Annotated in this window: 22 protein-coding genes; 11 read left to right on the forward strand and 11 right to left on the reverse strand. The window is 66.9% G+C overall.

The window, feature by feature from the left end:
• Nucleotides 1–5 precede the first annotated feature (5 nt).
• Complete coding sequence (locus tag ACEN9Q_RS25410; RefSeq protein WP_495626460.1) at nucleotides 6–1,247, reverse strand: TolC family protein; 1,242 nt, start codon at nucleotides 1,245–1,247, stop codon at nucleotides 6–8.
• Nucleotides 1,248–1,324: 77 nt separating this feature from the next.
• A complete protein-coding gene (locus ACEN9Q_RS25415) occupies nucleotides 1,325–1,663 on the reverse strand; it encodes a hypothetical protein (RefSeq protein WP_495626461.1) in 339 nt (112 codons plus the stop codon).
• Nucleotides 1,664–1,897: 234 nt separating this feature from the next.
• On the opposite strand from ACEN9Q_RS25415, the gene ACEN9Q_RS25420 reads away from it, so the two are divergent.
• Nucleotides 1,898–2,485: a C39 family peptidase gene (locus ACEN9Q_RS25420; RefSeq protein ID WP_082547747.1), complete on the forward strand. Its 588-nt coding sequence runs from the start codon at nucleotides 1,898–1,900 to the stop codon at nucleotides 2,483–2,485.
• A gap of 1 nt (nucleotide 2,486) precedes the next feature.
• On the forward strand, nucleotides 2,487–3,107 hold the full coding sequence (locus ACEN9Q_RS25425) for a hypothetical protein (protein WP_495626462.1): 621 nt from the start codon (nucleotides 2,487–2,489) through the stop codon (nucleotides 3,105–3,107).
• A gap of 24 nt (nucleotides 3,108–3,131) precedes the next feature.
• On the opposite strand, the gene ACEN9Q_RS25430 is transcribed toward ACEN9Q_RS25425, so the two are convergent.
• The 6 genes from ACEN9Q_RS25430 to ACEN9Q_RS25455 all read right to left on the reverse strand — a co-directional run bounded on the left by ACEN9Q_RS25430 (nucleotide 3,132) and on the right by ACEN9Q_RS25455 (nucleotide 10,445).
• A complete protein-coding gene (locus ACEN9Q_RS25430; protein WP_056437266.1) occupies nucleotides 3,132–4,508 on the reverse strand; it encodes a beta-barrel domain-containing protein in 1,377 nt (458 codons plus the stop codon).
• Nucleotides 4,495–6,075: an FHA domain-containing protein gene (locus ACEN9Q_RS25435; RefSeq protein ID WP_495626463.1), complete on the reverse strand. Its 1,581-nt coding sequence runs from the start codon at nucleotides 6,073–6,075 to the stop codon at nucleotides 4,495–4,497. The genes ACEN9Q_RS25430 and ACEN9Q_RS25435 overlap by 14 nt, the downstream gene beginning before the upstream one ends.
• 11 nt (nucleotides 6,076–6,086) lie before the next feature.
• Complete coding sequence (locus ACEN9Q_RS25440; RefSeq protein WP_495626464.1) at nucleotides 6,087–7,487, reverse strand: efflux transporter outer membrane subunit; 1,401 nt, start codon at nucleotides 7,485–7,487, stop codon at nucleotides 6,087–6,089.
• Entirely contained in the window at nucleotides 7,484–9,469 is a 1,986-nt protein-coding gene (locus tag ACEN9Q_RS25445; protein WP_495626465.1) for an HD domain-containing phosphohydrolase, read from the reverse strand. Before ACEN9Q_RS25445 ends, ACEN9Q_RS25440 begins: the two co-directional genes overlap by 4 nt.
• Before the next feature lie 98 nt (nucleotides 9,470–9,567).
• A complete protein-coding gene (locus ACEN9Q_RS25450; protein WP_495626466.1) occupies nucleotides 9,568–9,999 on the reverse strand; it encodes a DUF4399 domain-containing protein in 432 nt (143 codons plus the stop codon).
• A 26-nt stretch (nucleotides 10,000–10,025) separates the two neighbouring features.
• Entirely contained in the window at nucleotides 10,026–10,445 is a 420-nt protein-coding gene (locus tag ACEN9Q_RS25455) for a DUF4399 domain-containing protein (RefSeq protein WP_495626467.1), read from the reverse strand.
• Between the two features lie 154 nt (nucleotides 10,446–10,599).
• Here ACEN9Q_RS25455 and ACEN9Q_RS25460 point away from each other — a divergent pair, with 154 nt between their 5' ends.
• Complete coding sequence (locus tag ACEN9Q_RS25460; protein WP_495626468.1) at nucleotides 10,600–11,715, forward strand: formylglycine-generating enzyme family protein; 1,116 nt, start codon at nucleotides 10,600–10,602, stop codon at nucleotides 11,713–11,715.
• 14 nt (nucleotides 11,716–11,729) lie between these two features.
• Here the strand turns inward: ACEN9Q_RS25460 and ACEN9Q_RS25465 are convergent, their stop codons facing one another.
• On the reverse strand, nucleotides 11,730–13,796 hold the full coding sequence (locus ACEN9Q_RS25465; RefSeq protein WP_495628996.1) for a serine/threonine protein kinase: 2,067 nt from the start codon (nucleotides 13,794–13,796) through the stop codon (nucleotides 11,730–11,732).
• Nucleotides 13,797–14,056: 260 nt separating this feature from the next.
• Here ACEN9Q_RS25465 and ACEN9Q_RS25470 point away from each other — a divergent pair, with 260 nt between their 5' ends.
• From ACEN9Q_RS25470 to ACEN9Q_RS25505, 8 genes are all read left to right on the forward strand, one after another.
• Nucleotides 14,057–14,341 (forward strand): hypothetical protein, encoded by a 285-nt coding sequence (locus ACEN9Q_RS25470; RefSeq protein ID WP_495626469.1) that lies wholly within the window; start codon nucleotides 14,057–14,059, stop codon nucleotides 14,339–14,341.
• 96 nt (nucleotides 14,342–14,437) lie between these two features.
• The gene (locus tag ACEN9Q_RS25475; protein ID WP_495626470.1) at nucleotides 14,438–14,641 is read left to right on the forward strand and encodes a hypothetical protein; all 204 of its coding nucleotides are present in this window, start codon (nucleotides 14,438–14,440) and stop codon (nucleotides 14,639–14,641) included.
• Between the two features lie 281 nt (nucleotides 14,642–14,922).
• Nucleotides 14,923–15,189 (forward strand): hypothetical protein, encoded by a 267-nt coding sequence (locus tag ACEN9Q_RS25480; protein WP_056437292.1) that lies wholly within the window; start codon nucleotides 14,923–14,925, stop codon nucleotides 15,187–15,189.
• Nucleotides 15,190–15,216: 27 nt separating this feature from the next.
• Nucleotides 15,217–15,486, forward strand: coding sequence for a hypothetical protein (locus ACEN9Q_RS25485; RefSeq protein WP_056437295.1), 270 nt, complete (start codon nucleotides 15,217–15,219; stop codon nucleotides 15,484–15,486).
• Nucleotides 15,487–15,527: 41 nt separating this feature from the next.
• Nucleotides 15,528–15,785 (forward strand): hypothetical protein, encoded by a 258-nt coding sequence (locus ACEN9Q_RS25490; protein ID WP_495626471.1) that lies wholly within the window; start codon nucleotides 15,528–15,530, stop codon nucleotides 15,783–15,785.
• Between the two features lie 25 nt (nucleotides 15,786–15,810).
• The gene (locus tag ACEN9Q_RS25495; protein ID WP_495626472.1) at nucleotides 15,811–16,095 is read left to right on the forward strand and encodes a hypothetical protein; all 285 of its coding nucleotides are present in this window, start codon (nucleotides 15,811–15,813) and stop codon (nucleotides 16,093–16,095) included.
• Between the two features lie 86 nt (nucleotides 16,096–16,181).
• Complete coding sequence (locus tag ACEN9Q_RS25500) at nucleotides 16,182–16,466, forward strand: hypothetical protein (RefSeq protein WP_056437304.1); 285 nt, start codon at nucleotides 16,182–16,184, stop codon at nucleotides 16,464–16,466.
• Nucleotides 16,466–17,233: a PP2C family protein-serine/threonine phosphatase gene (locus tag ACEN9Q_RS25505; RefSeq protein WP_495626473.1), complete on the forward strand. Its 768-nt coding sequence runs from the start codon at nucleotides 16,466–16,468 to the stop codon at nucleotides 17,231–17,233. Before ACEN9Q_RS25500 ends, ACEN9Q_RS25505 begins: the two co-directional genes overlap by 1 nt.
• A gap of 4 nt (nucleotides 17,234–17,237) precedes the next feature.
• On the opposite strand, the gene ACEN9Q_RS25510 is transcribed toward ACEN9Q_RS25505, so the two are convergent.
• Complete coding sequence (locus ACEN9Q_RS25510; protein ID WP_056437311.1) at nucleotides 17,238–18,518, reverse strand: sigma-54 interaction domain-containing protein; 1,281 nt, start codon at nucleotides 18,516–18,518, stop codon at nucleotides 17,238–17,240.
• Nucleotides 18,519–18,523: 5 nt separating this feature from the next.
• A complete protein-coding gene (locus tag ACEN9Q_RS25515; RefSeq protein ID WP_495626474.1) occupies nucleotides 18,524–21,583 on the reverse strand; it encodes a peptidase domain-containing ABC transporter in 3,060 nt (1,019 codons plus the stop codon).
• Nucleotides 21,584–21,592 lie beyond the last annotated feature (9 nt).

The following is a 21,592-nucleotide window of genomic DNA, read 5'->3' on the forward strand; positions in this document are numbered from 1 at the left end:
TCTCTTCAATGTTGTTCGATGGGGCCGGCGAGGCGTTCGATGTCGGCGTAGGCGCGCCAGGCATCGTCGAGGCTGTCCCACTGGCGCGACTGCGCCTGGAACCAGGTGCGCTGCGCGTCGAGCACATCCAGGAAGGAAAATTTTCCGTATTCAAAACCCTTCAGCGTCTGCTCGTACGCGGCCTGCGCATTCGGCACGACGTCGCGGCGCAGCAGCAGGACTTCGTTCCGGGCCGCCTCGTAGCGGGTGTGGGCGGCCGTCAATGCCGCGGCCGTCTCGACCTGGGCGGCAGCCAGTTCCTCGCCGGCCTGGTCGGTACGGCGCAAGGCCGCGCGCAAGGCATCCTCGTTGCGGTTGAACAGGGGCAGCGGCATGGACAGGCCGACGACGGCCTGGCGCCGGCCGATCTGGTCATCCCGTTTCGTGCCGACGGACAAGGTGACGTCGGGCATGCGCGCCGCCCGCTCGACGTCCGCCTGGGCCTGCCGGGCCGAGACCTGGCCACGCGCGCGCCGGACGGCGACCGCATCGCCGGCCCGGGCCAGCAACGCGGCGAGGGGTTCGACGTCCGGCAGGCGGTCGTCGTCGTCCGCGAGCACGATGGTCGACGATGGCCGGCCGATCAGCGCGCCCAGCCTGGTCCGGGCGATCGCCTGCGCCGCCGTCGCCTGGGTGAACGCGGTCGTGGCGTCGACGGCGGCAAGGCGGGCCCGCGTCTCGTCGATCGGCGAGATTTTTCCGGCCGCCACGCGCTTGCCCGCCACGTCGACGGTCTTGCGCGCAACGTCGGTCAATGCCTGCGCGAGCGCCAGCCGGTGTCCGGCGCCCAGGACATCGTGATAGGCGGCGATGACATCGGCACGTATGGCCTGGCGCCGCGCGAGCGACTCGATGCGCGCCTGGCCGGCTGCTTCTTGCGCGAGGGCGACGCGGGCCCGGCGTTTATTGCCGAGCTCGATCGGCTGGTCGATCTGCACGGTGGTCGTGCGCGTGCCCGCCTGCCGGCCTTCGCGCAGATACGACAGTTCGGGATTCGGGAAGCGGTCGGCCTGGCCGACCAGTGCTGCGCTGGCCTCGGCTTCATAAAAGGCCGCGCGTGCGGCGGGCTGGTCCAGAGCGAGACGGATCGCTGTGGACAAGGCGATGGATGCGGTGTCCGGCGCGGCAACCCGCACGGGCTCGGCGCCGCAGCGCCATGCCAGTGCGGATGCGACGACGAGCACCGCCAAATATTTGGATGTGTTCATGCGTGCTCCTGAAGATGGTCGATTCAGGCGCGCGGTGGTTGTGAGGCGTCAAGCCTCTGAATCAAAGCCGCGCGCGGTCAGGCGGCGGCGGACCATTTCGGCCGTTCGGGACGGCTTGCGGGCGGAGCGGTGAGAAAAGGCGGGAAAAACGCGATGTCCGACGCGTGGCGGCGGTCGGCCGGTATGACGACGAACTGTGCGGGCAGGCAGGCCGTATGTCCGAATGTGCAGGCCGCGCAATGCGGGTCGGTCAGCGAGGCGCCGTCGTCGTCGGCCACGAACACGGTGTCGGCGCCGGTCACCACGCTGTGATGGCTGACGCCGGCGGGGGTCATCGCGCAGCACTTGTCCGCCACGGCCAGGGCGACCTGGAATGGATAGACCAGCAGCAGCACGATGAGGATCAGGCGACGCATGGGCGCGATGATACCGCATGTGCGCCCGGACCAGTTTTCTCGAAGGATAAATATTGCCCTTTATTACGAATTGGAATTGGATTGAGCTAAATGAGCAGCCTCAATAGATCACGGGAATAAGGTTGGGTTCGCCATCGTTCTGCATATACCTTTAACGGGAGGGTTTTATTCAGGCCGCCACTGCGCTGAATAATTCCCGACATAAATGATTGAACTCGCTGGAGGGTCGCTGTAATGAAAAGCGCACATATGCTTTGCGGACTTTTTATATTGGGAACTTTGTCCGCCTGTTGTAATCCACCGCTGGTGGCGACGATCGACGTCCCGAAATTGCCGCAGCAGGCGTCGAATTGGTGTTGGGCAGCCAGTGGCGAAATGACCATGCGCTTCCTGGGCCATGACGTCGCCCAATGCGTGGAAGCGAATAACCGTTTCGGTCTCACGACGTGCTGCGTCAATAATTCCGGGAGCTGCAATAACGGCGGCTGGCCGGAATACGAGAAATACAGTTTTTCGGCCGATCAAACCTCCGATACCGCCCTCACGTTCAGCCAGATCAAATCGCAGATTTATTGCAGTAAAAGACCGATCGCATTCAGCTGGCATTGGCTCGGCGGCGGCGGCCACATGATGGTCGTAAAAGGCTATTTCACCGTCGATGGCGTCCAGTGGGTGGACGTCAACGATCCCGAACCTTATACGGACCTCAATACGCTGGTCGGCGGCACCGAAACCCTCATGACGTATGCCAATTACGTCAGCCGTGCCGGCGACCACACCCACTGGAACGACTATTACAACATCACGTACAAAGGTGACTGACATGCGCAAATTTCCTTTCGCGTTGATCGTTGCGATGGCCTGCGCCCTGGGCGGATGCCAGACGAGCCAACCCCGTCCCAGCAACAGCGGGACGACCGCCGCGCAGCACGGCCTGGCCACGCTCAGGCAGGTCGTCAACGCCGGCAACTATGCGTCGCTGGGCTTCGACTCGCTCGACGAGGTGCGCAAGGCAACACTCGGCGAACCGCTGCAGGTCTACCAGGTCCGGCTCGACGCTCTGCGCGCCTTTACCGAGCAGACCAATCCGGAAACGTTGCTCGTCGATATACGGCGCAACCTGTACCCGGTCAAGGTCGGCGACCGCGTGGCCACGTCCATCTTCGTCATCGGATCGCGCGAGGGCTGGCGCGCGTCCGAGCTGGGCAACGCGGCCGTGGCGCGGCTCGTCAGCCGCTATCGTCACGGCGCCGCCGATTTCGTCGTGCACGTGCCCGCGATGAAAGCGTATTTCGTCGCCGACCGCGTGGAAGGCAAGCTCCTGCTGACGCCCGTCATGGACGACCCGCGTACCAAGCTCAGGGCAGGGGAAACGTTGCCGGCGGACGTCGTCTTCCTCCAGCTCAAGGCCGCGTCCGACGGGTACAACGGGTTGCCGCAGTAACAGCGGTAACAGCACGCAACGCCGTCACCCGCTGATCTGGCGGAACGGGTCGAAAGCGAGATCGATCAGGCGGCGCTTGCGCACGACGATTTCGGCGCTGGCCGTCATGCCATAGCGCAGCGGGTAGGACGTGTCGCCCACCGTGTAGTGGTCGCGGTCGAGGGCGATGCGGCCTTCGTACACGGGCAATCTCGTCTGCGGCGAGGCCCGGGTCGCCGGTGCGATGGTCTGCAGCGTGCCCTCGATGATGCCGTAGCGCTGGTAGGGAAAGGCGTTGAACTTGACCTGCACGGGCAGGCCCTCGCGCAGGAAGGCGCGGTCCTGCTCGGCGATCTCGATCTTGAGGATGGGCCGCGTGTTCTTCGGCACGATGCCGCCCAGCGGCGTGTTGGCCTGGATCTTGTCGCCGGGCTGGGTCGACGTCACCTCCGTGATCACCCCGTCCACGGGCGCGAGGATGCGCAGGAAGTTGTCCTTGTCGATGTTCTCGAACTGGATGCGCGACGCCGCGTCCGCCACGAGCCGCGCCGTCTGCACCTGCAATCGCAACTTTTCCTCGACGTTGGTGGCTTCGCGCGTGGCGGCTTCGTATTGCAGGCGCAGGCTGGCCAGCTGCTGGCCGCTCGTTTCGAGCTGCGACCGGGCCTCCGTCGTTTCCTGGCCCTGGCGCGCGGCGAGTTCGCTCACGCGCGATTCGGCCACGCGTACCGCGTTCTCGGCCGCCTGCAGCGCGTTCTTCTTGCCTTCCACCTGCAGCTGCGAGACGCCGCCGCCGCCGGGCAGCGCGAACAGGCGCTCGTACTTGGCGGCCTCGTTGCGCGCCGCATCCCGTGCGCGGCGCGCGTCTTCCAGGTTAGTCCGCGCTTCCTGCGACTGCGCGCGCTGCCCTTCGGCGAGCCGGCTCGTGCCTTCGGCCAGGCGGCGCCCGTGCTGGCGTTCCTCCGTGTCCATCGCTTCCTTGAGCGCGGCCACCCGCTGGTCCAGCAGGGCTTTCTTTTGCGGGAATTCCTTCCATTCGCGTTCCGCGTCTTCCAGTTTCAGGCGCGCCTCGAGCGCATTGCGCGCGGCCTCGATGGCGCCGCGCGCATACAGCCGCGCCACCACGTCGCCCTTGAGCACCGGCTGGCCCTCGGCGATGTAGATGTTGGCCAGTTCGCCGTCGATCGGCGCGTACAGGCGCCGCACTTCGGATGCCGGCACCAGGGTGCCCGGCGCCATCACCAGCACGTCGGCGCGGCCGAAGAACGACCACGCCAGGCCGACGAGCACCAGCGCCACCATCACGTAGATCGCCAGGTGCATATAGCGCGCCGGCGCGGCCGTCAGGATGCCGATGCCTTCGTCGCTGTGGTCTTCCAGCGCGCCGATCAGGGGCCGCAGCGGATGATCATTCGTTGCCATCGCCGCCTCCCGCCAGCGCCAGCTTGCGCAGGTCGCTCGCCGCCTGCGCATAGGTGTCGCGAAACGCCGGCACGTACGCCGAGATGGTCGCGAACGCGCGCTGGTGCGCCTGCTGATCGTCCTGCCATTGGCGCAGGATGCGGCGCACGCGTGCGCCGTCGGCCGGATTGCGGACCGGCGCGTCCGCGCCGCCGCGCGCGCGCGCAAACTGCTCGACGTCGCCGACCCAGGCGATTTCCGCCACCAGGGGACTCGCGTCGGCATTGTTGCGGCTCAGGTGCCGCATGCGCGCCACGGCCTGCGCCGCGCGGTCGAACCGTTGCGCCTTCAGGTCCGCCATCCACCGCGGCAGTTCGGCTTTCAATAACGCTTCCGTGCCGAGCGACTTGACGTCGGCATTGTCCGGATCGCGCGCGAGGCGATCGTCGGCCAGCCGGGCGGCGGTGGCGAAATCGCCGCCGTCGACCAATCCCTGCAACGCACGCTCCGGCGCGCCCGCCATGCGAAACAACAGCACGACCGCCACCGCCAGCGCGCCGAGCCCGGCCAGCCAGCGGCGCAGGCGTGCCCGGTCGGCGTCGCCGGCCGCGCCCAGCGCTTCCAGGAGGCCGGCCGCCATCAATGCGGCCTTGCCGCGCGCGCCCCCGGGTGGTTCCGCGCCGGCGGCGGGCGCCATCCCGGCCGGATTCACCTCGTCCTCCTGGACCGCGGCCTGGTCGGCGCAAAAGATGTCGAGGAAGGAATTGGCGGAGGCGACGAACGTCGTATGATCCGTCTCATCCGCGACGACGGCGGCAGAGGGCGACGTCGGGAACATGACCCGGGTGACGGTCGGCTCGGGCCCGGCGTGCTCCCATTGCAGGCGCACGCGATAGACGAAGTGGTGGCCGCCGAACGCGAGCACGTCGCCGTCCTCGAGGGCGTGCGCATGCTCGTCGAGCCGGACCGCGCCGATGAAGGTGCCGTTGGTGCTGCCCAGGTCTTCCACGTACGGCACACCAGCCTTGAGGAACAAATGGGCATGGCGGCGCGACAGATAGCCGACCTGGTGCGGTTCCTTTTCCTTGTAGCGGGAGAATGCGTCGTCGACCTTGCTGATCAGGAAGGGAAAACGGGTGACGACGATGGGTTCCAGCCCGAGTTCCGGCCGCTCCGGTTCGAGTGTGAGGCTGGCGAGCCGCGCAACGGGCGCTTCGGCGCGCGCGGCCGCCTGCAGCCGCACGCGAAAGGCCAGCACGCGCGCCAGGCCGACCTCGTCGCCGTCATGCAGCCGCACGATGGTTTGCCGCACCGGTACGCCGTTGACGGTGGTGCCGTTCTTGCTGCCCAGGTCCGCCAGATAAGCGTCGCCGCCCTCGACGAAGATGCGCGCGTGCCGGCGCGACAGATCGGCCACGATGTCGGGCGGATAGCCGGCAAACGGCTGCTCGGTGCGGCCGATGGCGAACAGGCCGTCGTCGATGGCGACCGGGCCGAGCTCCGGATGGCTCAGCGGTTCGAGCACGATCCCGACGCGCTGGGCAGGTGGCGCGTGCATCTTGCTCACCAAGGCGTCGTCAGGTGCCATCGGGCCGTCTTTCAGTGGCGCGCCGCATCGGCCACCTCCACGGGCGGCCAGCCGCCGCCCAGCGCCTTGTACAAGGTCACGGTATCGGACAGGATCTGCTGCTGGTTGGCCAGCAGCGCCAGCTGCGCGCCGAGCAGGGAACGCTCGGTCTCGAACACTTCCAGCTGCGACGCCACGCCTTCCTTGCGCTGCTCGTCCGTGGTGGTGGCCACCAGGCGCAACTGGTCGACCTGCTGCTGCAGCTCAGCGCGCTGCTTCTTGTGCGCCTCGAGGTTCACCAGCGCGTTTTCGACGTCCTCGAACGCGGCCATGACGGTCTGCCGATAAGCCTGCTCGGCCACCTTCGTTTGCGCCTCGCTCGTTTTGACGTGCGCCTTCACACCTGGATCGAAGATGGGGAAATTAATGCTGGGCAGCAGCCCGAACGTAAACGATTTCAACAGCGAGGACAGCGCGAAGCTTGACGTGCCGCCGCGCCCCGTCAGGCTGATCGACGGCAGTTGCGCCAGCTTGGCCTGGCCCGTCAGGTCGTACGCTTCCAGCACGCGGTACTCGGCCGCGACGACGTCGGGCCGGCGCTTGAGCAGCTGCGACGGCAGGCCGCCCGGCACCTCCGGCACCCGCACCCGTTCCTGCAGGCGGCCGGCCGGCACCCGGAAATCGCCGGCCGGCACGCCGATCAATGTGGCCAGCGCATTACCCGCCAGCGCGCGCAGGCGCTGCAATTCGATCAGCTCCGTGGACAGACGGTTGACCTCGGCCGACTGCTGCAGCACGCGCGTGTGCGGGATGAGGCCGTTCTGCTCCATCGCCTGATACGTGGCCAGAATGTCGCGGTTCCTGGCCAGCGTCTGCTGCTGCTGCTCGATCTGCTCGTCGAATTGCAGGATCTGGAAATAGGTCGTCGACACGTCCGACACGAGTTTCAGGTAACCGGCCCGCCAGTCGGCCTCCGTGGCGGCGAACTCGGCCTTTTGCGCCTGCACGCCCTTCTCGACCTTGCCCCAGATGTCGATGTCCCAGTTGGTCTGGGTGGCGAGGTTGAACTGCTTGGTGAACGGCTGCCCCGTGACCTTTTCGAAGCTCGCGCCCGCGCCCGCGTCGAGGGTCGGCAACGCGCCGGCGCGCGCTTCTCCGATCTGCGCATTGGCCACGCCGATGCGCGCGGCGAGCACGGCCAGGTCGAAGTTGCCGGCGAGCGCACGGCCCACGAGCTGGTCGAGGTAGGGGTCGTGGAATTCGTGCCACCAGTCCGGGACGATCAGCTCGGTCTTGGACAACGGCAGCGTCGCGGAGTTCGACCACGCCGTCTTGGCCGGCACCGACGGCTGCGCGTACGGGCGCATACTGACGTCGGCACAGGCGGCGAGCAGCAGGGCGGCCACGATGCAAAGAAGGCGCGCGAGCATCATGTCCCCGCCGCTTGCACCATCCACGCGTGGGCGTCGACGAACACCTGGAACAGCCGCGCATCGATATGCCCGGCATCGCACTCCTCGTGCATCAGGTCCAGCGCCTGTTCCACCGGCATGGCCTTCTTGTACGGCCGGTCGCCGGCCGTGAGCGCGTCGTAGATGTCGCAGATCGTCAGGATGCGCGTCTGGATGCTGATCTGCGGCCCGCGCAGGCCCGACGGGTAGCCCGATCCGTCCAGCTTTTCGTGGTGGCCGTGGGCGATCGCGGGCACGCCGGCCAGGTCGCGCGTCCACGGGATCAGGACGAGGAAGGAATACGAATCCACCACGTGCTCCTCGATCTGGCGCCGTTCGTCCGCCGTCAGGCAGCCTTTGGGGATGCTCAGCGCCGCGGCCTCGTGGTCCTCGAGCAGGACCAGCGGCTGGCCGTCCGGGTCGTGGCAGCCGTAATGGACGATGTCGCGCAGGTCGGGCAGCGTGCTGCTGCGCGAGATCGCAGGCTCGTTGGCGCAGCGGATCGTGGCCAGGAAGCCGTCGAGCCGGACCGCTTCCTCGGCCAGGCGCGCGTCCGCCTGCGCCTTTTCGGCGCGGAACGTCGCCGCGCTCCAGCCTTCGTCGATGTGGCGCTGCGCCAGCGATAAGTAGGCCTGGCGCTCCAGGCAGGCACGCGCGTACAAAAAGCGCTGTTCCAGCAGGCGCATGTCGGCGTGGTGCAGCTTTTTTTCCTTGCGCAGCACGTGCTCGCGCACGCCGACCTTGCCGAAGTCGTGCAGCAGCGCGGCGTAGCGGATCTCGCGCAACTGCTCGCGCGTAAAAGCGATGCGGCGCAGCTGGGGGTCGTCGGCGCGGTCGAGCGCCGTCGCGAGGCGTTCGGCGTAGCCCGCCACGCGGAACGAGTGGCCGGCCGTGACCGGATCGCGTTCCTCGATCGCCTGCACGGAGGCGCGCACGAAGCCGTCGAGCAGGCGTTCGATGTCGGAGTACAACTGGAAATTCTTGAGCGCGACGGCCGTTTCCGCGCACACGCCCGTGAGCAGTTCGAGGTCGGCGTCCTGGAAGGCGCGCGGGTCGGACGAGCTGTCGACCTGGATCAGCCCCAGCACTTCATCGCCGACGATCAGCGGCGCGCACATGACGCTGCGGATGGCCTGGGCGACGATCGAATCCTGCGCCGCGAAGTGGCGGTCGGCCAGCGTGTCGACGGACAGGATGGCGCGCTTGTTGCCCAGCACTTCGTCGACGATCGTATGCGACAGCCGCGCCTGCCTCGGGTCCTCGACCATGCCGTTCCTGCGCCGCGCCGCCACCGGCACGGGCGGATCGCGTTCGTTCTGGCGCAGCAGGATGAAGGCGCGCTCGGCCAGCGGGAACAGGTCAAAAATAAAATTCATGATCTTTTCGGTCAGCGTCGCGCGGTCGGTGACGGCGCCCAGCGCGATGCTGACCTGGGCCATCGCGTGCAGCTTGAGGACCGATTTTTCCAGCTCGCCACGGGGCGCGTCGCGCGGGTCCGACGCGGGCACCGGCGCGGACGGCATGGGCACGTACTGCGTGGCGTCGACGGACTTGCGGATCACCGTCGGCATGCTGGCGGCGCTCGGGGCGACGAGCGAGCGGAACACGAGCTGGGTGGACGCGAGCGCCAATTCGGCGCCGTCATCCAGCGCGCGCCACGAACCGGGCTGCAGGCGCTCGCCGTTCACGAAGGTGCCGTTCGACGAGTGCAGGTCCTCGACCAGCCACGCCTCGCCGCGGCGCCGTATGCGCGCGTGGCGGCGGCTGATCGTGTGCAGCGGAATGCACACGAACTGGTCGGACGCGAGCGCATCCTGGCGGTCGCGGCCGATCACGACCTCGTCGTGCAGCGGGAACAGCTGCGCCCTGACCTCGCGGCTGCCGAGCAGCTCGAGATAGGCGCTCGCCCCGCCGCCCGCCGGGGCCAGCTCGGGTGCCGCGGATACGTTAGGTGCCGGTTCCATCGCCATGCCATCCTCGCCAACGACCACATCGTGCAGTTCGTAGAACTCGTATGACAATGACGCCGCACTACAGTTCGCGGCCGTGCGCATTTGACCGCTCATTTCACGGTAATGGTGATTTTTTTGGACTGGACCGAAGGATCGAACGTGATGTGCCGGTCGTCGCCCATGACGAGCTGCAAGGTGTGCTTGCCGGGCGGGAGTTCGATCGTCGTCTCCGTCTCGCCGGCGCCGAAGTGCAGGTGGTTGCGGTCGTTCGGGATCTCGACGCCCGGTCCGGGCGCGTCCGCGTCGATCAGCAGGTGGTGGTGCCCGGTGTTCGGGAACTTGACGCCTTTCGGCGCGACCCCCATGTTGCGCAGGCCGAACCAGACGCGGATCGGCTTGCCCGCCGATACTACCTGGCCATCGTTGGGCCAGCCGATGTACACGTAGGCATGGGGCGGGGCGGGCGTCGGCTCGGCGGCACGGCCCGGGGCGCCGGCGCAGCAGGCGGCGGCGAGGACGGCGGCGGCAAGTAGGGTGCGCATCGGAGACTCCTGTTCGCGGTGCCGGCTCACTTGACCGTGACCGTGATCTTCTTCGAATAGACGGGCGGGTCGTGCGGCACGTGGTCCTTGTCGGCCAACAGCAGTTGCAGCGTATGGGGACCGGGCGGCAGCTCGATGCGCGCCTCCGTTTCGCCGGCGCCGAAATGCAGGTGATTGCGGTCGTTCGGCACGGGCTCGTCCATGTTCCTGGGCAGGTCGGTGTCGATCAGCAAGTGGTGGTGGCCCGTCCCGGCGATATCGGTGCCCTTGGGCGCAACGCCCATATTGCGCAGGCCCATGCGGACCCAGAAGGCGTGGTGGACGACCATGCCGTCGCTGGGCCAGATGAAATACACCTGCGCGTTCTCGGGCGACGGCGTGCGCGCGAGCACCGGCATGGCTTGCAGGACCACCGCGGTCAGCATCAACACAATTGTTTTGCGCATCGTCTTCTCCCGCCCGACGTGAGGGCCGCTGTTCCGGGAGCATCCGTCAAGCGGGGAGTACGGAATCTGCGGCGGCACAAACGTGTGCCGGGCACGATCGCCGCGGCCTGTGGTCTAAGAGGTGTCCTGACATTTGCGGAGATGGCCCGTGTGGATGAGGCTCTTGATCCTGTGCATCCTACTGGTGACGACGGCGTCGATCGGGACGACCGTCGCGCCGGCCGGCGTGCTGCCGAAGAACAGCGCCGAACAGTTCGAGCTGGCGTTCTGGAACTCCATCAAGGACAGCAAGCAGGCCAGCGACTACGAGGCTTACCTGCAGGCCTATCCCAAGGGCCGCTTCGCCGGCCTGGCGCGGGTGCGCCTGCAGCAGCTGAAAGCGGCGCCGCCGCAGGCCCAGGCGCCGGCGCCACCTGCGGAAGGCAAGCCGGCCGGCACGCAGGAGCAGGCCAGGGCCGCCCCGAAACCCCGCCCCGACAAAGCGCCGGCAAAACCGCCGGACAAGACGCGCGCGCCACCCGCGGCCACGCCCGTACCCGGCCCGGCCGGCTCCGTGGCCACGATGAAGGATTGCGACGCCTGCCCGGTGATGGTCGCGCTGTCGCCGCGGCCGTTTACGATGGGCAGCAACAACAGCGATCCGTCCGAGCGCCCGGCGCACAAGGTGGCGCTGCACGCGCCGTTCGCGATCGGCAAGTACGAGGTGACGGTGGGCCAGTGGCGCCAGTGCGTCAAGGGCAGCGTGTGCCCGGCCATGCCGTCGCTGGGCAACGTGCCGGACAACCTGCCGATGCGCGACGTCAGCTGGGACGAGGCGCAGCTCTACCTCAAATGGCTGAGCACGGTGAGCGGCAAGCCGTACCGGCTCCCGACCGAGGCCGAGTGGGAATACGCGGCGCGCGGCGGCACCGCGACCCGCTACTGGTGGGGCAACGAAATGAAAGGGGGCAATTCCAGCTGCGACGGTTGTGGAGACCCGTGGAATGCCGAGCGGCCGCCGCCGGCCGGCAGCTTCGCCGCCAACCCGTTCGGCCTGAACGACATGAACGGCAGCGTGTGGGAATGGGTCCAGGACTGCTGGCACAGTACGTACAAGGGCGCGCCGGAGGACGGCAGCGCCTGGGTCGGCGGGGTGTGCCAGGCGCGCGTCATCCGCGGCGGGTCCTGGCGCGAGAACGGCAGCTATATGCTGTCCACCACGCGCTTCAAATACGACGCCAGCGTGCGCCAGTCGCAGAACGGGTTCCGGGTCGCGCGCTCGCTCGATTGAGCCGCACCCGCCCGCTAGCGCCCGGCGTGCGTCGTGATCGGCAAGAAATCCACGGCGACCGCGCCGGCCCCGTGCGCCTTGACGATCCGGCCCAGCCGGTCGTCCAGCGCGCGCAGGTAGGCCGCCCCCGATTCCGTATCCGGACGGACGCCGTCGAACAGGGGCACCGCCGTCGCCACCAGCACGAGCATCTCCGTGCCGAACGGCGGGCCGATCACCCAGTTGCCGAGGCTGCCGATCGTCGCCGTGTAGCGCGGCGGCGCCAGGTTTTCGCGCGCGGCCGCGTTGGGCAGCAGGTGGACGACGTGGCCGTCGAGGACGAAATAATCGACCGTCACATAGGACTGGTAGTCCGGCGTGGTCACGTCGACCATCAGCGTGTCGCCCGCGGCCAGGTCGCCCCCTTTGCCGCTGCCCGGATTCAGGCGGATCGCCGCGGCGCCGCCGGCCATGCGGTGAGCGACCCAATAGCGGCCGAGGACGCGCATCAGCGGGCATTCGTCGTCGCCGATCTCGTGCAGCGCCAGGTCGACGCCGCTCACGCCCGGCAGCGCCGCCAGCATTTTTTTGAGACGCGCCGCCCCCACGCTGCGCGCGAGATAGCCCTGCACGCGCACGGCGCGACCGTCGATGGCGGGCACGAGGGCCGAGCACGGCACGCCCGCCAGGACGGCGGACACGGCCGCCAGGGTCGGCGCGGGCGCAGGCGCGGGGACAGGCGCGCGGGCGGGCGGTGGGGCCCGCGTCCGGCCGGCGCCGGCGGACGTACCCGCGACGACGGCGGGGGCCAGCGGCGCCTGCTCGTTGCCGTGGCGCGGCAGCAGCAGGCGCAGCGCGACGAACACGACCAGCGCCGCGGCGGCGGCCGCCAGTGCGGCACCCGCGCCGATCAGCACCGGACGCCGGCGCCGCATGTCGCGCGCCCCGATCTCATTCAGGAAACCGTTGACGGTGGGCGTGCGCGCCTCGCGCCGCAACGCGAGCGCATTGCGCAGCGCGCGCCACTGCCGGTGCCCGAGGCCGGGCGGACGCTGCGGACGCAGCCCCGCATCGCGCGCCTGGATCGCGGACAGGCGATTGAACGGATGGCGGCCCGTCAGCAATTCGTACGTGATGCAGCCGAGCGCGTAGATGTCGTCGCGCGGATCGGGCTCGCGGTTTTCCAGCATCTCCGGGCTCGCATAGGCCGGCGTCAGCGCGCCCAGGCTGCCGGGATCGAACACGGTCACGTCCGCATCCTCTTCCGCTTTCTGGAACACGCGCGCGATGCCGAAGTCGATGACCTTGACGCCGCCGGCATCCGTCAGGATCACGTTGGCCGGCTTGAAGTCGCAGTGGACGAAGCCGCGCTCGTGCGCGTAGGCGAGCGCCTTGCCCATGCCGCACACGATGTCGAGGGCGTCGTCGAACGGCAGGGCGCGGAAATCGGGCGCGCGCAGCAACTGGCTGAGCGATTTACCCGACAGGTATTCCATCGTGATGTAGACCATCGCCCCGTCGCGGTCGAAGTCGTACACGGCCACGATGTTCGGATGGGCCAGCGCCTGTGCCTTGCGCGCTTCCCGCTGCAGGGCGATCAGCGACTTGGGGTGGCCCTGGAACTGCACGTTCAGCACCTTGATGGCGATATAGGGATGGCGGTCGGATGCCTCCAGCTTGCGCAGGTCGAGCGCCTTGTAGACGGTGCCCATGCCGCCGAAGCCGACACACTCCTCGAGCACGAAGCGGCCGTTGAGCGTGTCGCCGACGCCCTTCATGCGCTCGGCCGGCGCGCCGGGCTGGCCGCCCGCGATGCCGGCGGGCTGCGTCGGCGGCTGCACGGGCTTGGTCTGGACATAGGTTTCCTCGTCGCCCACGCGCTGCCGCTGGCGCGCCTCGATCGCCTGCGCGATGCGGCGCTCGACTTCGCCGTAGACCTCGGCCGGCAGCGGCGCGTGGCGGTGGACCTCGTTGAGCGTCTTGAGCAGGCTCGAGACGCTCTCGGGCGTATCGGCCAGCAGGCGATCGACGCGCGCCAGCATCTCGGCTTGTCCGAGGCTTCCGCTCTGGAACTGGTGAAGGGTGTCGGCCAGGTTGTCCATGTCGTCGTCGTGGTCGAGCGCGCGCGGCGCCTCTTCCTCAGACACTTGCGTGGTACGCAAATTCACCGAACCGACAGTGTGTTGTTCCCGGCCAAACGGCGTTGCGGCAGGTGTTGGTCCGAACCCACCGGATACGCCATCAAAACCCGTTCCGATGCCACAAACAGGGCGCGCGGGTGCTGGCACGGTTCTCGCAAAGACTAGGGTGAGCACGACGAAAACGGCTCGCCAACCAACCCAATCCATTAAGGAGAAACACCATGAAAACCCTGACGATCAAAGACCTGGCCCTGACCTGCGACCTGGACCGCGGCGCGATGGCGCGCGTGCGTGGCGGTCACGGCACGATGCAGCAATCGCATCCGCTGTATCCGATGCCGTACTACAGCCCGAGCTACACCTCGACCATCGACGTCAGCCAGAACCTGCAGCAACTGCAGAACGTGACGAACGCGACCGCCAACGGCTCGGCCTTCATCGACGGCGTCACCGCGAACAACAACACGAGCCAGTTCGGCCAGAACAACGTCCTGGTCGCGCACTAAGCAGCACGCCAAGCAGCGCACTCGACGACGCCGGCCCGGCCATCTCGCGATGGCCGGGCTTTTACCCATTTTTTACCCATTTCTCAGGAGGACAATATGGCGACCATCACCATCAAGGATCTGTCCGAAAACACGGACCTGGACCGCAAGGCGATGCAGGCGATCTCGGGCGGCTCGCGTGCCCGTTCCCACGCCGGCGCGCTGCGCCCGGCCGGCACGGGGCCGGCGCGGCCGCAACGGATCGTCGACTTCCGCACCGGCGTCGTACCGGCCGACGCGCCGGACAAGCCACCCCGATAAACCATATAAACCATTTAGACGGATTCTCATGCCGCCCGGCCCGCAAGCCGGGCGGTTTTTTTTGCACCGCCGGGTCCGCCGTTCGCGCCGATCCAACAGTGTCGAACCGGTGTTGGTCCGCGCCCGCCACTTTCTCCCGCCGACAGCGGGAAACGCGTGACAAGCCGGCAATAAAGCCCGGTTTTACGGGGTTTTCTGGGTTGGCACGCATTCTGCTCATACCCTGGTGAGCGCACTTCAAACGCTCTTTCAACCCAATGACCTACTCAAGGAGAAGCAACATGAACACCCTGATCATCACCGACCTGGCCGAGACCCGCGAACTGAACCACGCCGACATGGCCCATGTCCGCGGCGGACACGGCACGAGCATGCCCTGGCTGCCGTCGTACAGCCCGTCGTACGACTCGTCGATCAAGGCGGATCAGAACCTGATGCAATTCCAGGACGTGAAGAACCTGACCGCGAACGGTTCGGCCTTCATCTCCGGCGTCAGCGCCACCAACAACACCGATCAATTCGGGCAAAACAACATCGCCGTCCTGTAAGCCTTCAAGCACACCGAGGAGAACACCATGAAAACCCTGACGATCAACGATCTGGCCGTGAGCTGCGAACTGGATCACAAGCAAATGGCACACGTACGCGGCGGCTACAAGATGGGCAGCCCGTCGTACTCGCTGTTCCCGATGCCGTCCTACACGACGTCCGTCAATGCGACGCAGAACCTGGCCCAGGTCCAGAACGTACTCAACGAGACGGCCGACGGTTCGGCGTTCGTGAGCGGCGTCACCGCCAACAACAACACGTCCCAGTTCGGCCAGAACAATCTGCTGGTCAGCTGATTCGACATCCGATCCGAAAACACTGAACGAAGGAGAACACCATGTCGTCGATCATCATCCAAGACCTCGCCCGTACACGCGAACTGGACACCCATGCCATGTCCGCGATCCGGGGCGGCCAGGCCTTCGGGCCGAACGTGAACGTGAACCTGAACCTCGACCAGCGCATCGCCCAGGTGCAGGACATCAGGGTCAACGTCCTGAACAACAACGGCTCGATCGGGCCCGGCTTCACCGCCCCCGACGTGACCCTGAACCCGTTGCAATGGGCCACCAACAACGCCGTCGTCCCGCTGTAAAAACATCGTTGAAAGGAGCATCATCATGAAAACCCTGATCATCAAAGACCTGACCGTGACGTCCGAACTCGACCACCACGCCATGGCTGCCGTACGCGGCGGGCACGGCATGACCCAGACGTCCTGGTCGCCGCCGTCGGCATCGCCAAAGTTCAGTTCGTCACTGGATGCGACGCAGAACCTGGCCCAGTTCCAGAACGTCGTCAACGCGACCGCGAACGGATCGGCCTTCGTCGAAGGCGTGACCGCGAACAACAACACGAGCCAGTTCGGCCAGAACAATATCGCGGTGGCCGGGCACGCGTGGTAACCAGCCCGACGGTGGAGGCCGCATCCCGGCCTCCACCAAGGGAACCAAATCGACAGTCGAGATGTCTGTTTACCGAGGAGATGTACATGGCGCACATCAGGATCGACGACCTCCGCTGCGAGCGCACGCTCGATGCGTGCGCGATGGCGCGCGTGCGCGGCGGCGACGGCGCGGCGTGGTGCTTCGGCTGGATCCAGCCTTACCTGCCCGAGCAAGCACGCGGCGCGCCTGTCATCAATTTTTACCAGATCAATAATTACGCGGACCAGATGATCAACCAGTTCCAGACGGTCAGCGTGAGCAATACGGCGCCGAATTCGGTCGTGACCGTCGGCGTCGACGAACGGAGCACCAACAACGGACACGTTTGATGGGCGAGGCGCTTCAACTTCGCTGGACCTCGGCGGCGCGCAGCGAAACCGGACTGGTGCGCAGCAATAACGAGGATGCCGTGCTGGACCGGCCGGCGCGGCGCCTGTGGGCCGTCGCCGACGGCATGGGCGGGCACGCGTACGGCGAAATCGCGAGCCGGATGACGGTGGATGCACTGGACGCGCTGCCTGCGGACCAGCCCCTGCAACAGGCCGTCGCCGCGGCCCGCGCATGCCTGCTCGGCGTGAACGGCGCGCTGGTGGCCGAAGCCGCCGCGCGCAACGTTCCCGTGATCGGCACGACGCTCGTGCTGCTGCTGGCGTCAGGCCGCACCGGCGTCTGCGTCTGGGCCGGCGACAGCCGCATCTACCTGTGCCGCGGCGGCAGCCTGCACCAGCTCACGCGCGACCACAACCAGTTCGAGGAACTGCAGATCAGGAACCACATGTCCCCCGCGGACGCATCGGCGTATCCGGGCGCCACCATGATCACGCGCGCACTCGGCGCGGCCGCGACGCTGGAACTGGACGAAGTGCAGGTGCAGGTCAGCGACGGCGACGTGTTCCTGCTCTGCAGCGACGGCCTGAGCAATGCAGTCGGCCCCGACGATATATTCGGCGCGCTGGCGGGCGGCGACTGCGACCGGGCTGCCGATGCGCTCATCCGGCTCGCGCTGGCCGGAGGCGGGCGCGACAATATCTCCGTCATCGTCGTGCGGGCGGATGACGTCGAGCCCGACCAGACCATCCTCAATCCATCCCTGTGAACCGTCAGTGGCGCCTGAAATCCTTCGAGTGCAGGCCGTGCTTCTTGAGCAGGATCTGCAAATGCGAGCGGTTCATGTCCCAACGCCGCGCCAGCTCGGCCACCGTGCCGCCCACGTCCTTGAGGCCGCGCTCCAGGCAGGCGCGCTCGGCTTCGTCGCTGGCGGCGCGCTTGACCTCGGCCAGGGAGGCCGGCGGCGTTGACGATGCGGCGGGTTGCCCGTCGGATGCGTCCTGTGCCCGCAACGGCGCCGCGGTGGGGCGAATGTCTTCCGGCAGGTGCGCGATGTCCGCCGTGTCGCCGGCCAGGCAGGCCAGGCGGTACACCAGGTTGCGCAATTCGCGGATGTTGCCGGGGTAGGTATAGTCGAGCAGGAAGGCGCGCAATCCGGAGGTCATCGCGACCGGCCTGCGCTTCAAGACCTCGGCCGCCTCGTCGCCGTAATACGCCAGCAACAGCGGGATTTCGTCCTTTCTCTCGCGCAGCGGCGGCAAGGTCACGTGGATCACGCTGAGCCGATAAAACAGGTCTTCGCGGAACTGACCCAGTTCGATCAGCTTGCGCAGGTTCTTGTTCGTGGCCGCGACGATGCGGGCGTCGACGGCGATCGTCTCGTCCGACCCGACGCGCTGGATCTCGTGCGACTGCAGCACGCGCAACAGTTTCACTTGTCCCTGCAGCGGCAATTCTCCGATCTCGTCCAGGAAGATCGTGCCCTTGTGCGCGCTTTCGAACTTGCCCTTGCGGTCCGTTGCCGCCCCGGTGAACGCGCCGCGCTTGTGGCCGAACAGTTCCGACTCGATCAAGCTTTCGGGAATCGCGCCGCAGTTGACGGAGATATACGCCTTGTCGGCGCGGGTGCCGTTCGCGTGGATCACCTTGGCCATCAATTCCTTGCCGGTGCCGCTTTCGCCATCGATCAAGACCGGCAAATCGGTGGGCGCCGCCTTTTCCGCGATCTCGAGCGCGTCCAGCAGGCGCGCGTTGTCGCCGAACGTCCCTTCGAACACGAAGCTGCGTGCGAGCAGCGCCTGGCGCCGGTCGCCCTGCGTCTGCTCGGGCTGCGGCGCGGGCTCGCTGCCGAGCGCCTGGATGAAACGCTCCTTGTGCGACAGCTGCATCACCTCGTCGCGCACGGCGTTGGCCTGGCGCAGCAGTTTTTCGATGTCGGGCCGGTCCAGGCTGTTCGCCCAGCGCAGGGTCGAGCGCAGGATCTCGAGCCGTTCCAGCAAGCCCGCATACGACATCGACGAGCCGCGCGGCAGATCCTGGTTAAACAGTTTCATGACATTCACGCCGCGGCCAGCTGCTTCTGCACGAGCTCGTAATACATGCCGCGTCCCGCCAGCAACTCGTCGTGCCGGCCCTGCTCGACGATGCCGCCTTCGTACAGCACGACGATTTTATCGGCCCGCATGATCGTGCTGAGCCGATGCGCGATGATCACGGCCGTACGCCCCGCGAGGATATCGTGCATGTTGGCGATGATATTGCTTTCGGACTGGGTGTCGAGTGCCGAGGTCGCTTCGTCGAACACGAGCAGCCGCGGGTCCTGGTACAGCGCGCGGGCGATGCACAGGCGCTGCACCTGGCCGCCGGACAGCCCGACGCCGCGCTCGCCCACCACCTGCTCGTACCCGAGCGGCATCTTGCTGATGAATGCGTGCGCGTCCGCCATCCTGGCGACCTGCTCGATGCGGCGCCGGTCGGGGCTCTCGTCGCCGCTGGCGATGTTTTCGGAGATGGTGCCGGAAAACAGCAGATTGCTCTGCATGACGTAGCCGACCTGGGCCCGATAATAATCCTTGTCGATCGCGCTCATGTCGTAGCCGTCGACGAGGATCTTGCCGTCCGTGGGCGCATAAAAGCCGACCAGCAGCTTCGCAAGCGTCGTCTTGCCCGAACCGCTGCGGCCGACGATCGCGACCAGTTCCCCGCGCCGGATGTCGATGCTGATGTTTTCCAGCACGTAGGCCGTGTCGTTGCCGCCGTAGCGGAAATACACGTTCTCGAGTTTGACGTCGCCGCGCAGGTCGGGCAGCACGACGCGGCTGGCGGCCTCGCTCGGCTTTTGTTCCGGTTCGATGTCGAGCACGTCGCCGAGGCGTTCCATCGCGACGCCCGCGTCCGCCAGGCGGCTCCACAGCGCGACCAGCCCCATCAACGGCGCCAGCACGCTGCCCATCAGCGCATTGAAGGCGATCAGCTGACCGATCGTCAATTCGTGGTCGAGCACGAGGCTGGCGCCGGCCCACAGGATCGCGATCGTCGTACCCGCGTTGAGCAACTGGCTCGCGAGACCGACGAGGATGTTGAACTGCTGGGCGCGGTATTGCGTGTCGAGCGCCTTGACGTATTTCTTTTCCCATTTCAGGCGCACGGGACGCTCGCTGCCCATGCCCTTGATCGTTTCCACGCCGCCCAGCGCCTCCATCAGGAAGGCGTGCGCGTCGGTGGAGGCGTTGAACACGTCGCGCGCGTACTGCTTGATGTGCGGCGTCGCCAGCAGGGTCAGCGCCATGATCGGGACGATGAAGGCGATCAGCAACAAGGTCAGCTTGACGTTGTAGATGAACAGGATAGTGAAATAAATAAACACCATCAGCAGGTTCAGCATCGTCGTGACGGTGGACTCGGTGAGGAAGGCGCGGATCGTCTGGTTTTCCTGGAAGCGCGCGACGATATCGCCTGTCTTGCGCTTGGCAAAGAACGAGAACGGCAGCGACATCGTGTGCTTGAAAAAGCCCGCCATCATCGAAAAGTCGAGGTTGCGCACCATGTAGTTGGCGAGGTAGGCGCGTACGGTCGCCATCAATTGCGAAAACACGTTCGCGATGACGAGCCCGGCAATCAATACGTGCAGCAGGCTGACGTTCTGGTGCACGATGACGCCGTCGAGGATGTTCTGGATGATCAAGGGCGGCACGATGCCGAGCATCTGGATCACGAATGTCGCCAGGAACAGGTGCAGCAGGATCTTCCGGTACGGCCGCAGATAGCCGACGAAGCGCAGCCATGGCGAGCGTTCGACGGCGGACGCCACCATGTCCTGGCCGGGCGTGAAGACGAGGCAGGTGCCGCTCCAGCCGCGTTCGAATTCCTCGACGGACAGCTTGCGGAAGCCCACCGCCGGGTCCGCGACCCAGACCTGGCGCGCCGAGATGCCGTACACGATCACGTAATGATAGCCCTCCCAGTGCACGATGAAGGGCAGTTCGAAACCCTGCAATGCATCGAACGTGCATTGCACGCCGCGCGCCGAGAAACCGAGCGTTTCGCCGGCGCGCGCGAGGCTGTCCAGGGTCGCGCCCTGCGTGGTGACGTTGGCCAGTTCGCGCAGCTTGCCGAGCGTGACCGACAGGCCGTGGTGGCGGCACAGCATGGCCAGGCAGGCCGCGCCGCAATCCATCTCCTCGGCCTGTTCGACCAGGGCGAAGCGGCGGATCACGCGCTCGCCGAACTCGGGCTGCGACTCCAGGTCCAGCTTGAGCGGGCGCTTGCGGCGTTCGGCCAGCTTCTTCTGGCGCTCCAGCTCGCGCTCATTGGCGCGGATGCGGTCTTCCAGCACCTCGCGCAGGCCGGCGTTGCGCTCGAGGATCATGTGCGCCGTCTTTTCGGGGATGACGAGCAGGGTGACTGGCGTGGCGGCCACGGCCGATGCCATCTGTTCCTGCCGCATCAGGCATGCTTTTTCGCCGAACGTGTCCCCCGGCTGCAGCGTGGCAAGCGTGAATGCCTCGGCCCCGTCGTGGTAGACCAGTTTTATTTGCCCCTGGCGCAGCACGTACAGGCGGTGGTCGTCGCGCCCGCCCTGCGTGAGGATGTCCTTGCCGGCCGCGACGCGCTTGACGCCGACGCTGCGCACGACGTCTTCCAGTTCTTCCTTGCCGACCTTGCCGCGCAGGTCGAACAGGCGCGCCACGAGGCCGCCGGCGGAGCCGATCGCGACATAGCTCGTGACGAAGCCGAGCGCTTCCGGATTGCGCGCCAGCACCGGCTCGATGGCCGCGCGCGGGATCAGCCACAGCTCCGTCTTGAGCGAGGCGCGCGCCGACAATTCGTGGTGCGCGTCGCGCAGCATGGCGATGTCGCCGAACGTTTCTCCGGTTTTACGTACGCCGATGCTGAGCTCCTTGCCGTGCTCGTCTGAGAACACGCGCACGGAACCGGATTTCACCACATACAGTCCCTCGGCCGGCTCGCCGGCCTTGCAGACCGTGTCGCCGAATGCGTAATGGCGCACCTGGACCGCTTCCGCCAACCGTTCCAGTTCGTCGCGCCCGAGCGGGGACAGGATCTCGACCGACGACAGGAAGTCGGCGGGCAACTGCACGGCGGACGGCGTGGCCATGATGCGCGG

Source organism: Massilia sp. Masssp93, assembly GCF_059491295.1.

Bases quoted from the DNA above. Each gene is read 5' to 3' on its own strand.
- ACEN9Q_RS25465 (WP_495628996.1), bottom strand. From the start codon at position 13,796: ATGGACAACCTGGCCGACACCCTTCACCAGTTCCAGAGCGGAAGCCTC.
- ACEN9Q_RS25420 (WP_082547747.1), top strand. From the start codon at position 1,898: ATGAAAAGCGCACATATGCTTTGCGGACTTTTTATATTGGGAACTTTG.
- ACEN9Q_RS25425 (WP_495626462.1), top strand. From the start codon at position 2,487: ATGCGCAAATTTCCTTTCGCGTTGATCGTTGCGATGGCCTGCGCCCTG.
- ACEN9Q_RS25430 (WP_056437266.1), bottom strand. From the start codon at position 4,508: ATGGCAACGAATGATCATCCGCTGCGGCCCCTGATCGGCGCGCTGGAA.
- ACEN9Q_RS25450 (WP_495626466.1), bottom strand. From the start codon at position 9,999: ATGCGCACCCTACTTGCCGCCGCCGTCCTCGCCGCCGCCTGCTGCGCC.
- ACEN9Q_RS25410 (WP_495626460.1), bottom strand. From the start codon at position 1,247: ATGAACACATCCAAATATTTGGCGGTGCTCGTCGTCGCATCCGCACTG.
- ACEN9Q_RS25490 (WP_495626471.1), top strand. From the start codon at position 15,528: ATGTCGTCGATCATCATCCAAGACCTCGCCCGTACACGCGAACTGGAC.
- ACEN9Q_RS25505 (WP_495626473.1), top strand. From the start codon at position 16,466: ATGGGCGAGGCGCTTCAACTTCGCTGGACCTCGGCGGCGCGCAGCGAA.
- ACEN9Q_RS25510 (WP_056437311.1), bottom strand. From the start codon at position 18,518: ATGAAACTGTTTAACCAGGATCTGCCGCGCGGCTCGTCGATGTCGTAT.
- ACEN9Q_RS25470 (WP_495626469.1), top strand. From the start codon at position 14,057: ATGAAAACCCTGACGATCAAAGACCTGGCCCTGACCTGCGACCTGGAC.
- ACEN9Q_RS25515 (WP_495626474.1), bottom strand. From the start codon at position 21,583: ATGGCCACGCCGTCCGCCGTGCAGTTGCCCGCCGACTTCCTGTCGTCG.
- ACEN9Q_RS25455 (WP_495626467.1), bottom strand. From the start codon at position 10,445: ATGCGCAAAACAATTGTGTTGATGCTGACCGCGGTGGTCCTGCAAGCC.
- ACEN9Q_RS25500 (WP_056437304.1), top strand. From the start codon at position 16,182: ATGGCGCACATCAGGATCGACGACCTCCGCTGCGAGCGCACGCTCGAT.
- ACEN9Q_RS25460 (WP_495626468.1), top strand. From the start codon at position 10,600: ATGAGGCTCTTGATCCTGTGCATCCTACTGGTGACGACGGCGTCGATC.
- ACEN9Q_RS25415 (WP_495626461.1), bottom strand. From the start codon at position 1,663: ATGCGTCGCCTGATCCTCATCGTGCTGCTGCTGGTCTATCCATTCCAG.
- ACEN9Q_RS25495 (WP_495626472.1), top strand. From the start codon at position 15,811: ATGAAAACCCTGATCATCAAAGACCTGACCGTGACGTCCGAACTCGAC.
- ACEN9Q_RS25440 (WP_495626464.1), bottom strand. From the start codon at position 7,487: ATGATGCTCGCGCGCCTTCTTTGCATCGTGGCCGCCCTGCTGCTCGCC.
- ACEN9Q_RS25485 (WP_056437295.1), top strand. From the start codon at position 15,217: ATGAAAACCCTGACGATCAACGATCTGGCCGTGAGCTGCGAACTGGAT.
- ACEN9Q_RS25480 (WP_056437292.1), top strand. From the start codon at position 14,923: ATGAACACCCTGATCATCACCGACCTGGCCGAGACCCGCGAACTGAAC.
- ACEN9Q_RS25475 (WP_495626470.1), top strand. From the start codon at position 14,438: ATGGCGACCATCACCATCAAGGATCTGTCCGAAAACACGGACCTGGAC.
- ACEN9Q_RS25435 (WP_495626463.1), bottom strand. From the start codon at position 6,075: ATGGCACCTGACGACGCCTTGGTGAGCAAGATGCACGCGCCACCTGCC.
- ACEN9Q_RS25445 (WP_495626465.1), bottom strand. From the start codon at position 9,469: ATGGAACCGGCACCTAACGTATCCGCGGCACCCGAGCTGGCCCCGGCG.